A 12,217-nucleotide genomic window follows, 5' to 3' on the forward strand; every position below is an offset into this window, starting at 1 on the left:
AAAGAAGGATAAAAAGAGACGTAACTGGACCTAGTCGAAAATCCCTTGTATCGGTCTGTCATTTTTACCGTACTTTTTGAACATCCTCTTTCCATTTAAATCAATCTTGTGTTAATACCGCATCAATATAATCACTTGGGTTTAATAATGTATTTGCTGCATCACTAACATAAGGGAAAATAATTTCCGCTCCTAATCCAAGAACAATCGTAGCTATGGTTAGAATGGCACATGGAATAATCCAGCCTTTTTTCATTGGTACTTCATCTTCTGAACTGATAATCGTTTCTCCCCAAAAGCATTGAAGAAAAACACGAAGAAGCGAATATAAAACAAAGATACTTGAGATAAAAGCTAAGGCAAGTAGAATATAAGACTCTGCTTCAATTGCCCCTTGTCCTACCAGTACTTTCCCAATGAAACCACTAAGCGGTGGGATTCCAGCTAATGATAACATGACGATAAAGAACATCCATCCTAGAAGCGGATAATTTCGAATAAGTCCACTCATCTCATCAATTCTAGTCGTCCCTGTCACCGCAATCATCGTACCAGCTATTAAGAATAATAGTGCTTTTACAATCATATCGTGCATTAAATAATAGATCGAACCTTCTAATGCCTCAGGTGTCGCTACAGCCAGACCTACAAGAATAAACCCTACTGCTATTACGACATTGTAAGTGACAATTAAGCGGATATCTTTATACGCAACTGCCCCAATACTACCACCAATCAATGTTAAAGCTGCTAAAACGGTAATAAAGGTATGTGTGATAGAATGATCATGATAAAAGAATAGTGTAAACACACGAAACATTGCATAGATCCCAACCTTTGTTAACAACGCTCCAAACAATGCTGCTACTGCAGTTGGGGCAATACTATAGGAACCCGGGAGCCAGAAATAGAGCAATAATCCTGCTTTTAACGCAAAGACAGTTAAAAACACAATACTAATCACCGTCAATAAAGGCGTTTGACCTACTTCAGCTATACGCTCTGATATATGAGCCATACTTAATGTTCCGACAGAACCATAAAGGTATGCAATCGCAACAAGGAAAAACCAGGAAGACAAGACATTTATTAATACATACTTAATGGATTCTCTTAATTGTGCTTTCTCTCCGCCTAAAGCAATAAGAACATAGGATGCAAGCAACATGATTTCAAAACAAACGTATAAGTTAAACAAATCGCCCGTTAAAAACGAGCCATTCACACCTGCTACTAAAAAGTTCACAAATGAATAGAAATACATTTTTTCACGTTCTTCTCCAATGGAAGAAAACGCGTATACTAAGCAAATTGCTGCAACTAAACTTGTAATAAGAACCAGAATTAAAGAAAATGAATCCGCAACAAATGAAATACCAAATGGGGGCTTCCAACCACTGAAGTCAATACGTTGTATACCCTCTATTTGATTAAGATATAATAAATAAGCAGCAATTCCTATATTACCAACCATTACAATGAAACTAATCCATCTTTGTAACGTGATTTGGTAACGGAAGAAAACGAATAAAATACCTGCCAAAACAGGAATGACCATTGGTAAGACAACCAAATTATTCATCTTTAAAACCTCTCAATTCAAACAGATTATCTGTTCCCGTTTCACGGTACGTACGATAAGCTAACACTAACAGTATTGCTGTTACTGCAAAACTGATTACGATAGAAGTTAAAATAAGTGCTTGTGGCAGAGGATCAACGTATGATGATGCCCCATCCCTTAAAATAGGAACTTCACCGTTTTTAAGTCCCTTTCCCATCGACATAATCAATAAATGTGCCGCATGCGAAAGTACAGCTGTTCCCAATATTACTCTTAGCACACTTCTTGAAAGAATTAAATAGGTTGCTACCGATACCAAAACACCTGTTAGGATGGTGGTTAAAGTTTCCATAAATTACACATCCTCAACTATACTTAAAATAATGGTTACGACAACTCCGACAACAACTAACGCAACACCAGCTTCAAAAATGGTAACCGTCGTTAGTTCTGTTTTACCAAAAAAGGGGAGATCAAAATAAGCAAACGTTTGTGACAGAAATGGTTGGCCAAAAAGGAGCGAGCCAAAGCCTGTCATAACCGAAGTAAACGCTCCTAAAGCAGCAACCTTTTTAAAATCGAAGGGAATTGCGCTCCGTACCGTTTCAATATCAAAGGAAACAAATAGCAATACCAAAGCCGCAGCCAATACTAGACCGCCAATAAACCCTCCACCAGGACTATGATGTCCAGCTAAAAACAAATAAACAGCTAAAGTTAATATGATATATACAACAAGCTTTACAACTGCTCGTAAAATAACATTATTTGTCTTCAAGGGGATTATCCCCCTTTCTTGCTTTAAGTTTAATGAATGTATAAACCCCTAGTCCTGCGATAAGAAGAACTACTACTTCTAGCATCGTATCGAAGGCCCTAAAGTCCCCAAGAATCGCATTGACAATATTATTTGCCCCAGCGAGTTCATAGGCATTTTCATAAAAACTAGAGACAGATTCAAATAGCTTTCCGCTTTGAACAGCTAAAGCAATCGTAGTAAATAGCACACCTACTGTAACAGAAATAATAGCATTGACAACCTTGGATCGCCTTTTACTATCCTCTTTCTTCCATTCCGGTAGAAAATAATACGCAGCAAGGAATAGAACAGTCGTTACTGTTTCAATAACTGTTTGGGTTAATGCTAAATCCGGCGCACGAAATATAACAAAGAAAATGGCAATTCCATATCCTAATACACTATTTAAAAGAATGGCGGTTAAACGGGATTTCGCTAATAACATAGCAATTGCTGCAATAATCATGCCAATCGTTATTAACCACTCAAATTCACTAATAGATGAATATTGTTCCAAATCAAATAAAAACGCTTTTGTATTTAGTAACGTTCCACCGACAGCAATGATAAAAAAGATGTAAATATAAACCATGTAATCTCTTAAATGACCCGTCATATATGAATTAGTAACAAACTTAGATAGATCCTCTACTTTTTCCAAGCTATTTCCATACAGCGAATTAAAAGATAACTTCTCTGGAAGAATCCAATTGTATATCCCCTTCCAATGTCGTAGGGATATAAATAGTAATGTTCCCAATACAATAACGCCAATCGTCATCTTTAATTCCGTATTAAAGCCATGCCATGCAGAAATATGCTGTCCTAAATCTTCAGCACCTAGCTGAGGGAAAATACTATACATAGCAGGTTTGATTACATAGTCTCCCAATACATTCGGGAAGAAGAATATGACTATTACAAGGAAACCAAGCACTACTGGAGAAAACAACATTCCAAACGGGGCCTCATGTCCAGGATGCTCCAATTTCTCTTCTTTATATTCTCCAAGAAAGGTTTTGATAACGAAAATCATACAATAGACAAATGTAAGGGTGCTTGCCACCCAGGCAATGACAGGTATCAAGCTCATCCATACTTCAGATGTGAACTGTAATTCACGAACACTTAATACAGCCGTAAAGAACATTTCTTTACTAAGAAATCCATTAAAAGGTGGTAATCCAGCCATGGAGAAACTTCCTATAATAGCAATCGTAAAGGTAATTGGCATTAATGTAGCTAGCCCACCAAGTCTCCGGATATCACGTGTACCTAATTCATGGTCGATGATACCTACAACCATAAATAGGGCCCCTTTAAATGTGGAGTGATTAATTAGGTGGAAAATGGCTGCAAATGCAGCTTGTGTATAAATGACAGTATTAACGGAATACCCTTGTCTAAGAGCGACGGAGCTTATTCCAATCATACTCATAATCATCCCGAGTTGACTAATAGTGGAATAAGCCAAAAGGGCTTTAAGATCCGTTTGTCTAATCGCGTTAAACGATCCCCAAAATAACGTGACTATCCCTACTATCGTAACAACCCAAAACCAGGTTAATTCTCCACCGAAAACAGGTGTAAACCGAGCAACTAAATAAATTCCCGCCTTTACCATCGTTGCCGAATGTAAATAAGCACTGACTGGGGTTGGTGCTTCCATCGCTGTTGGTAACCAAATGTGAAACGGATACTGAGCAGATTTAGTAAACGCACCTAGTAAAATTAATAACATGGCTGGGATAAATAGGGCATGATCATGAAAACTGGAAATCGTTGTAATAATTTCGCGGACACTCATCGATCCTGTCATAACATAAAGCATAATAAAACCGACAAGCATTCCAAAACCACCACTTACCGTAATAAGTAGTGATTTTTGAGCCCCATCCCTTGAACTTTTCCGATGATACCAGAACGCAATTAATAAGAAGGAGGAAATACTTGTTAATTCCCAAAAGACATATAAAACCATGATATTGTCAGAGAATACAACACCAAGCATCGCGCCCATGAAAAGCAATAAATAAGTATAAAAATGCGATAAATTCTCTTCACTTGATAAATAGTAAATAGAATAAATGGTTACAAGAGCACCTATGCCAGTAATTAATAAAGCAAAAATTAAACTTAAGCCATCTAAATATGTGGTGAAATTTATATTATAGGAAGGGATCCATTCCAATGTATATAAATACGTCTCTCCATTTGCAATATGTGGTATAAAACTAACAAGAAAGAGAAATAATGCGGTTGGAACAAGGAAAACAAACCAACCTATGTGAATCTTCTGTATCCTTTTATAGATAATCGGTACAATTATCGCAGCTAAAAAGGGAATCATAATAGCTAAATTAACAGTGTACAAATTGGAACCTCCATTTCAAAAATGTCTGATTTCTCTTTTCGCATAAAGTATAAAACTTATTCCCAGGGCTCCAAATGCTCTCCCCAACAAGAGGATGGACATAAGTGCAACTAAAGCATTTCCCAAAGGCCAAGTGAATGCCCATTTTCTTAAAAAAATTCGTCCATAACATCTGTGGACATCATGCATATATAATTATTAACGCTCATTAACATTATGATTTCTTTAATAAAGTGATTGTAAGTAAGGGGATCTTTTTAGTATCTATCGTGGAATTAATATGTGCGTGTGTACAAATTAATAATGATAGAAATAATAAGGAATTATTTGATAAATGACGATAATCTTATTTAAACCAATAATATTAATTATAACTTATCGAGCTAAACAATGCACTTCTGTTGTTTTGTCAATTTGATATTGTTTTTATGTTACAAATCACTTATGCTATATGAAACACTTATAGATATTATTTTCTCCTAATTTTTTTTATTTAATATGGAGGGTTCACGACAACTAAATATCATGTTAAAATATTATGGTTTTAGAGGTTGAACACAGAGTTTTAGTAAGAATATAATGGATTGAAATATAAGAGGTGAATTTGCCGTCATGAAAAAAATCAAAGGTCGGATGGACGAAAGTATTCTAGTTTGTGTGTACTACGGTCCTAATGGTGAGAGGTTAATAAGACGAGGACATAAATTGGCCAACATTATGGATTGTCCATTATATGTTCTAACGGTAGATCAAAAGCCATATGATGAATTCGATGCCGATAAGTCCGGGTATATTGACAATTGGAAAGAACTGTGTGACGAATTGGATGTAGACGAATTTATTATTCGTGATAATGAAAGTCGTCCTCTAGTAAAAGCTATAAAAGAAGTTGCCCATAACTATAACATAACGCAAATTATTATTGGCCAAAGCCCTCAAAATCGTTGGGAAGAAATTACAAAGGGATCTTTTGTAAATGTTCTTTTACGCCAACTAACATTTATCGATCTTCATATTGTATCTATTGATCGTACACTTAAAAGCGAAGAAGATACCATGTTTGAAAAAGGCGTCCGTGCGTTCTTAGAACAAGACGGGGAAACTTACCGATTACGATTTACAAGGTCTAAAGACAATCTTTATGAAGGAATTTTTTATAAAGAAATTGGAACGGATTTTAATAATGGAATATTTAAGTTTGTTAATAAACAAGGGAAAACATGCCAGGTACATGTCACAGAAGATATTTGTACTGGGAAAATGAGTGAACCTCCCAATCTAAAATAAAAAAACAGTGTAGCGCCAAAAGCTACACTGTTTATTCATGTTATAACTCTTTCCTACTTAAATATTCATTTGGTGTTTCCCCACCATGTGGATTAGAATTTTTAAATTGACTCTTTCTTCCATTTCTTGTCTCTCCACTGTTGCCTCTTTCTTTAAACTGTCTATTTCCACCTGCTTTATTGCTTCCCATAAAAATTCCTCCTATTGCTTTTAGAAAGCCTGTCATTAGCCAAGCTTTTTCAGCAAATGCATTATTGTACGGATGCATGCGTCAGGGCGAGTAATCAGCCCCAGGATAAGAAAGTTTATATTTCTTATCTGCCATTTAGTTTTCGAAGTAAATAAGAATTTATACAGGAACTGATTATACGTTAGGAAAATGCAAAAAAAAACGAACACATTCGCTAAAAGGTGAGCAAATGTGTTCGTTTTTTCTAAGATACTTGTGCTGCTTTTAATTCGTTAATGCGTACCATTCTTTCTAATTTGTCCAGTTCATCAAATAATTCAATTAAGCTATTCGCAATGGGAAATACGTAGGACCACTTTGTAAACTCAGACCCTTGGAGTTCGTCAATTAAGTTATTAATCGTAACATGCATTGCGGCCTTTGTTTCCCTTTGTAAATCCGAATCTAATTTCACCTTTTCTTCATACATAAGGAATATATTTTCACTGTAACCATTTAGTTCACTTATTAATTTCTTTATCAGATAACTTCTTGTACTCGAGTCTTCTATTTCCACTAAGTTTTTTTCCAAGTGAATAATCAATGTATACTGTCTTTCCAACACTCGAATCATATGTTTATAAATAATAATACTTCTTAAAAATTCCATTTTATTTTTTATAAATAAACGACTTCGTTCATCAGAGATAATCTCATAATAATCCTTCGCCTTTGAAATTAACTTCTCAATTTCACGGTCTTCTTCTTTTTGTTTTGGGATACTTAGTGTTTTATTTGGAATGACTCGTAATAGAAAATGTATCTTTTCACTAGTCTTTTTCACAAGGCTATATAAGTTCTTCTTGTGATCTGGAGGAAAAATAAAAGCATTCACTAAGAAAGCTGCAATAACACCGATTGCAATCAGTGATATTCGTTCAACAATATAGATAAAATTGATACTATCATTACTTGCGAGCATCATCGCCATGATGGTCAATGCAGTTAAACTTACTGTTTTATTTAATCCAAGCTTGATATTAACTGCTATAGATATAATGACAACAGCCCCAACGGATAGTGGATGAGTGCCAAGTAAAAAAGTTCCCAGCAATGAGAAAATGACAGCAACACCATTCCCAACCAGCACTTCCTTAATATACGCAACGGAGCGCATGATGGATTGTTGCATCGCTAGTACCGCTGCAATCGCCGCAATAATATCAAATTTTAAATTTAACATCCCAGTAACCAATAATGTTAGTGTCACAGCAAGCCCTGTTTTAAGCATCCTTGGACCAATATTAAATTCCATATTACGTCTTACACCTCTAATTTAATGATATTGTCATCTGCCATTTATATGTTTAAACTTCGAATCTTATTATATGCAATAACTAGAGGTCTGTCACTTGCTATTCGTTACCATTTTTTAAACCTTACTAACAGACAAAAAAATAGCTGGGGGTAATATCCCTCCAGCATTTTGTAAGACATGGGTACTATATATGTACCCTTTTCCATTACTTTTAAACACTTTTTCTGCCTTTAATTTCCCAGATGGTATATACATTCCTGTTTTATCCACTTGAACATCATCCTTCTTGAGGAATTTAGCATATTTCCCCTTTTAACTTGTGCTATTCTCCCATTTTGTACTCCGATTGCGATTATAGAAGTGAAAGATAATAGATAGGAGGAAGACAAGTGAAAAGAATATTTTTAGATCCAGGGCATGGCGGCTCAGATCCCGGTGCAGTAGGACATGGTCTGAAAGAAAAAGATGTTGTATTAGATATTGCGCTTCAAATTCGTTCCATATTGGAAAAAGGCTATGAAAATGTAAAAATTAAAATGAGTAGAACAACCGATAGTTCAAAAAGTTTACGCCAGCGAACAAATGAAGCAAATGCATGGGGTGCGCATTACTACATTTCTATCCACTGTAATGCTTTTAACGGGAAAGCAAATGGGTATGAGGATTTTATTTATAGTGGATTAAATGATGCTAGCCAAAGTGCCAAATATAGAAACTTCATGCATCGTGAAATAGCCAATGGAATCGCCTTAAATAATCGGGGAAAGAAAAAGGCAAACTTCCACGTCTTACGGGAAACAAGGATGCCAGCCTTTTTATCCGAAAACGGCTTTATTGACAATCATTCAGATGCAACACTTATGAAACAAGCTACATGGAGGAAGAAAATAGCCCAAGGTCATGCAAACGGAATTGCAAAGGCACTTCAACTAAAGAAAAAGACAAACGTTAACCAAAAGGGGGACTCTTTGTACAAAGTAATTGCTGGGTCCTTTCAATCAAAGAAAAAGGCAATTGACCGAGTATCTTTTCTAAAAGAACTTGGTATCGATGCATTTATAGAAACAATTACCTTATCTGGAGTGAAGTGGTATAGGGTTCAATCTGGTGCATTCTCTAACCGAAAAAACGCTGAAGATCAACTGAAAAGAATAGAAAAAAAAGGGATCGATGCTTTTATCCTTCATTAAACGGTTCCTTTCGTATAGAAAAAGGCCAGCTTTTACACATCAAAGTTGGCCTTTTTCTATTATCTTATACTCGCTATACCTCGAATAACTTCTGTCGTTTTCTCAGGGTTCTCCGCTACTAATAAATGGGTACAGTTCTCAAAAGGAATAATTTTTGCATTTGGAACCCCTGAAGCTAAAAATTTTGCAGTTTCCTTACTATATAATGTACTGTTTTCTCCGTAGACAATTTGGGTTAGCACAGTCATTTGAGGAAGAACATCCCGATAATCATTTACTCCCATCGCTATATAAAGAAGACTTGGTTTAGGTGGATTTTTAACTCCGCCTGAACCTTAGTCGCCCTTATTTTGAAGCTTGGCGGCACTTATCTCCCGCCTGTAAGGGGTGGGAGTTTTAGTAACGCCGCGTAGTTAAAATATATGATACTCTCTCTTCCAGAATAACTAGTCAACTTTTCTTATTGGGCAGTATAGCCCCCATCAAGTACAACAGCTTGGCCAGTTACACCTTTGGCTTTGTCACTAGCTAAGAATAGAGCATAATCTGCAACTTCTTGTACATCGATTAACCTTTTTTGCGGAACAAGAGGATATAGCACTTCCTCTTTCACCTTTTCAACAGGTACGTTACGAGTTTTTGCTAAATCTTCAAATTGTCCACGAACTAACGGTGTATCGATATATCCTGGACAAATGGCATTTACCGTAATCCCATTCTCAGCCGTTTCCAATGCCGCAACTTTTGTTAGTCCTATTAATCCATGCTTTGCACTATTATATGCAGCTTTACCAGCAAATCCAATTAACCCATTAATAGATGCCATATTTAAAATACGGCCAAATCCTTGCTTTTTCATAATAGGAAAGGCATGTTTCATAGCTATAAATGGAGCGATTTGCATGACCTTAATCATAAATTCAAATTTTTCTGTTGGGAATTCTTCAATTGGGGCAACATGCTGAAGCCCAGCATTATTAATTAAAATATCCAGTCTTCCATACCTTTCAACTGTTTGATGAATAGCGTTTTCTATATCTTCCTCTTTTGTCACATCTACCTTTACACCAATGCAATCAAAACCCTCATTTTGTAAATCCTTCGTTACCTCTTTCAGCTTTTCATCATTAATATCGGTTAAAACAACCTTTGCCCCATTTTTTAGAAATTCTACACCAACTTGGTACCCGATACCACTCGCTGCCCCAGTGATAAAAACTACTTTATTGTTAACCAATTTTCATTCCTCCCAAAGTCATGTACGTACGTTAGTTTTCCATTTCTACGATGCTGCTAATACCCATGCCACCGCCAACACAAAGGGTTGCTAAGCCATAGCGGCTATCTCTTCTTTTCATTTCATAAAGTAACGTAACTAGTATTCTTGCTCCACTTGCACCAATTGGGTGACCCAACGCAATAGCACCGCCATTTACATTAAGCTTTTCTTTAGGAATGTCTAAATCCCTTCCTACAGCTAATGATTGTGCTGCAAAGGCTTCATTTGCTTCAATTAAGTCGATATCGCTCAACGAAATCCCTGCCTTCTGAAGGGCTTTTTTCGTTGCCGGTACGGGACCAATACCCATCATTTTGGGGTCAACTCCGGCAGATGCATTACCACGTAACACAGCTAAAGGTTTTACTCCCAATTCTTCAGCTTTTTCCCGGCTCATTAATACGAATGCAGCTGCACCATCATTTATTCCAGATGCACTCCCAGCTGTAACCGTTCCGTCTTTTTTAAATGCAGGTCTTAATTTTGACAACTTCTCAGCCGTTACCCCTTCACGCGGGAATTCATCTTGAGCAAATGTGATCGGCTCGCCTTTTCGTCTAGGAATCACAACAGGTACTATTTCCTCTTCAAACTTACCATTCTTAATTGCTGCTTCCGTTTTTTGTTGACTCCAAGCGGCAAATTCATCCTGTTCTTCTCGTGTTAAACTATATTTTTCAGCGATATTTTCTGCTGTTACACCCATATGGTATTCATTAATCGCACATTGTAAACCATCGTTGATCATACTATCAACAACTTTGCCGTCCCCCATTCGGAAGCCTTCTCTTCCTTTAGGTAAAAGATATGGAGCTAAACTCATATTTTCCATACCACCAGCAACCACAATCTCTGCATCCCCTAGTTGAATCGATTGAGCAGCTAGGTGAACCGATTTCAGCCCCGAACCACATAGTTTATTAATGGTAGTTGCTGGTACTTCTTCAGGTATCCCTGCTTTTAGTGCGGATTGACGTGCTGGACCTTGCCCTAATCCTGCTTGAAGGACATTTCCCATGATGACTTCATCTACTTGATTTCCCTTAAGTCCCGCGCGAAGTAGTGCTTCTTTTATTACAATCGCACCTAATTCGGTTGCTGGCGTGTTGCTTAACGTCCCCATAAAACTCCCAATCGCTGTACGTACCGCGCTAACTATAACAACTTCTCTCATTTTTAATCCTCCAGTTTTCTTTTCCTCTATTCTAAAATAATAAAACAATTCTTTGTGAATAAAATATAATAATAGATATACTTATTATTTTACCTAAATACAAAATAGAATCCCAGCTTCTATGCTACATAATTTTTGGTTAATGATGGATATGGATTACATCGAAGGGAGTAATATGGCTTAAAAGTCTTCATAACGCGGTAAAAATGATACAATAAACGTAAGAACATTTAGGAGGATGTTGATGTGAAGTTAACAAAAAGGGAATGGTTGACCGTCCCAAACATTTTATCTTGCATCAGGATCTTGCTTATTCCTGTCTTTATCTATATCTACTTAAATGCAACGGAAACAAATGATTATTATATTGCAGCATTTATTATCTTTTTATCCGGATTAACCGATTTGTTAGACGGCTTTATAGCAAGGACATTCAATCAAATAACAGAGCTCGGAAAAACATTGGATCCTATTGCTGACAAACTTACCCAAGCTGCTATTGTCATTTGCCTTGTATTTCGTTACCCATATATGTGGATTTTAGTGTTGTTAGTCGTTCTCAAAGAGTTATTTATGGGTATCAATGGTCTTATTTTATTAAAAAGAGGAAAAAAGCTAGATGGTTCAAAATGGTTTGGAAAAGTATCAACCACGGTATTTTATATTGCTATGGGGCTTTTTATTGCCTTCCCAGAATTAGATCTACAAGTGGCAGCTATTTTAGCAATAACAACTGGGATTTTTCTTACTATTTCATTTGTTATGTACGCGCTTGAGTTTATTAATTTATACAGAGCGTAAATCGGGGAAAGCAGTTGTTGTGACCTGAAAGATGTCTGTTTTAAGGTGATTTTAGTTAAGATGGCTGAGACAAAAGTATTTTAACCACATGAAATCCGAAATTTGTTATTAAAATCAAAGGGATACACTCCAATCAAAGATGTAATTTAATCAAATTTTATCATTAATTCAATAGTCCTGTAAGTTAGTTTAAAGGTACTTCACAATATTTTTCAAAGGTACTTCACAATATTTTTCAAAGGTTAAATTTAACTAGTATCAT

Annotated in this window: 13 protein-coding genes; 3 read left to right on the forward strand and 10 right to left on the reverse strand. The window is 36.2% G+C overall.

Annotated features, from left to right (window positions below; translation table 11 throughout):
* Nucleotides 1–100 precede the first annotated feature (100 nt).
* From A9178_RS07850 to A9178_RS07865, 4 genes are read right to left on the reverse strand one after another with little or no spacing between them, the layout of a single operon-like run.
* Complete coding sequence (locus A9178_RS07850) at nucleotides 101–1,582, reverse strand: Na+/H+ antiporter subunit D (protein ID WP_068674075.1); 1,482 nt, start codon at nucleotides 1,580–1,582, stop codon at nucleotides 101–103.
* Nucleotides 1,575–1,916 (reverse strand): Na(+)/H(+) antiporter subunit C, encoded by a 342-nt coding sequence (locus A9178_RS07855; protein ID WP_068674077.1) that lies wholly within the window; start codon nucleotides 1,914–1,916, stop codon nucleotides 1,575–1,577. Before A9178_RS07855 ends, A9178_RS07850 begins: the two co-directional genes overlap by 8 nt.
* 3 nt (nucleotides 1,917–1,919) lie before the next feature.
* Complete coding sequence (locus A9178_RS07860; RefSeq protein ID WP_068674079.1) at nucleotides 1,920–2,342, reverse strand: Na(+)/H(+) antiporter subunit B; 423 nt, start codon at nucleotides 2,340–2,342, stop codon at nucleotides 1,920–1,922.
* Nucleotides 2,329–4,737, reverse strand: a complete 2,409-nt coding sequence (locus A9178_RS07865; RefSeq protein WP_068674081.1) for a Na+/H+ antiporter subunit A — start codon at nucleotides 4,735–4,737, stop codon at nucleotides 2,329–2,331. Before A9178_RS07865 ends, A9178_RS07860 begins: the two co-directional genes overlap by 14 nt.
* Before the next feature lie 612 nt (nucleotides 4,738–5,349).
* On the opposite strand from A9178_RS07865, the gene A9178_RS07870 reads away from it, so the two are divergent.
* Complete coding sequence (locus A9178_RS07870) at nucleotides 5,350–6,024, forward strand: adenine nucleotide alpha hydrolase family protein (RefSeq protein ID WP_068674083.1); 675 nt, start codon at nucleotides 5,350–5,352, stop codon at nucleotides 6,022–6,024.
* A 40-nt stretch (nucleotides 6,025–6,064) separates the two neighbouring features.
* Here A9178_RS07870 and A9178_RS19135 read toward each other — a convergent pair whose 3' ends face one another.
* The 3 genes from A9178_RS19135 to A9178_RS18925 form a co-directional block, all read right to left on the reverse strand.
* Entirely contained in the window at nucleotides 6,065–6,214 is a 150-nt protein-coding gene (locus A9178_RS19135; protein ID WP_197482163.1) for a hypothetical protein, read from the reverse strand.
* A 244-nt stretch (nucleotides 6,215–6,458) separates the two neighbouring features.
* Entirely contained in the window at nucleotides 6,459–7,508 is a 1,050-nt protein-coding gene (locus A9178_RS07875; RefSeq protein ID WP_068674085.1) for an FUSC family protein, read from the reverse strand.
* Nucleotides 7,509–7,625: 117 nt separating this feature from the next.
* Nucleotides 7,626–7,781 carry a hypothetical protein gene (locus tag A9178_RS18925; RefSeq protein ID WP_156520727.1) on the reverse strand — a complete coding sequence of 52 codons (156 nt, stop codon included), beginning with the start codon at nucleotides 7,779–7,781 and terminating at the stop codon, nucleotides 7,626–7,628.
* A 119-nt stretch (nucleotides 7,782–7,900) separates the two neighbouring features.
* Here A9178_RS18925 and A9178_RS07880 point away from each other — a divergent pair, with 119 nt between their 5' ends.
* Complete coding sequence (locus A9178_RS07880) at nucleotides 7,901–8,701, forward strand: N-acetylmuramoyl-L-alanine amidase (RefSeq protein WP_068674086.1); 801 nt, start codon at nucleotides 7,901–7,903, stop codon at nucleotides 8,699–8,701.
* A 59-nt stretch (nucleotides 8,702–8,760) separates the two neighbouring features.
* Here A9178_RS07880 and A9178_RS07885 read toward each other — a convergent pair whose 3' ends face one another.
* The 3 genes from A9178_RS07885 to A9178_RS07895 all read right to left on the reverse strand — a co-directional run bounded on the left by A9178_RS07885 (nucleotide 8,761) and on the right by A9178_RS07895 (nucleotide 11,154).
* The gene (locus A9178_RS07885; protein ID WP_068674088.1) at nucleotides 8,761–8,949 is read right to left on the reverse strand and encodes an alpha/beta fold hydrolase; all 189 of its coding nucleotides are present in this window, start codon (nucleotides 8,947–8,949) and stop codon (nucleotides 8,761–8,763) included.
* 212 nt (nucleotides 8,950–9,161) lie between these two features.
* Nucleotides 9,162–9,938 (reverse strand): 3-hydroxybutyrate dehydrogenase, encoded by a 777-nt coding sequence (locus tag A9178_RS07890; protein ID WP_068674090.1) that lies wholly within the window; start codon nucleotides 9,936–9,938, stop codon nucleotides 9,162–9,164.
* 31 nt (nucleotides 9,939–9,969) lie between these two features.
* Nucleotides 9,970–11,154: an acetyl-CoA C-acetyltransferase gene (locus A9178_RS07895; RefSeq protein ID WP_068674092.1), complete on the reverse strand. Its 1,185-nt coding sequence runs from the start codon at nucleotides 11,152–11,154 to the stop codon at nucleotides 9,970–9,972.
* 246 nt (nucleotides 11,155–11,400) lie between these two features.
* Here A9178_RS07895 and A9178_RS07900 point away from each other — a divergent pair, with 246 nt between their 5' ends.
* Nucleotides 11,401–11,955, forward strand: a complete 555-nt coding sequence (locus tag A9178_RS07900) for a CDP-alcohol phosphatidyltransferase family protein (RefSeq protein WP_068674094.1) — start codon at nucleotides 11,401–11,403, stop codon at nucleotides 11,953–11,955.
* Nucleotides 11,956–12,217 lie beyond the last annotated feature (262 nt).

It is taken from the genome of Oceanobacillus sp. Castelsardo (assembly GCF_001659985.1).
Lineage (GTDB): Bacteria > Bacillota > Bacilli > Bacillales > Amphibacillaceae > Oceanobacillus.

Coding starts and splice junctions, on each gene's coding strand:
- A9178_RS07850 (WP_068674075.1), bottom strand. CDS start 1,582: ATGAATAATTTGGTTGTCTTACCAATGGTCATTCCTGTTTTGGCAGGT.
- A9178_RS07855 (WP_068674077.1), bottom strand. CDS start 1,916: ATGGAAACTTTAACCACCATCCTAACAGGTGTTTTGGTATCGGTAGCA.
- A9178_RS07870 (WP_068674083.1), top strand. CDS start 5,350: ATGAAAAAAATCAAAGGTCGGATGGACGAAAGTATTCTAGTTTGTGTG.
- A9178_RS19135 (WP_197482163.1), bottom strand. CDS start 6,214: ATGGGAAGCAATAAAGCAGGTGGAAATAGACAGTTTAAAGAAAGAGGC.
- A9178_RS07875 (WP_068674085.1), bottom strand. CDS start 7,508: ATGGAATTTAATATTGGTCCAAGGATGCTTAAAACAGGGCTTGCTGTG.
- A9178_RS07885 (WP_068674088.1), bottom strand. CDS start 8,949: ATGACTGTGCTAACCCAAATTGTCTACGGAGAAAACAGTACATTATAT.
- A9178_RS07895 (WP_068674092.1), bottom strand. CDS start 11,154: ATGAGAGAAGTTGTTATAGTTAGCGCGGTACGTACAGCGATTGGGAGT.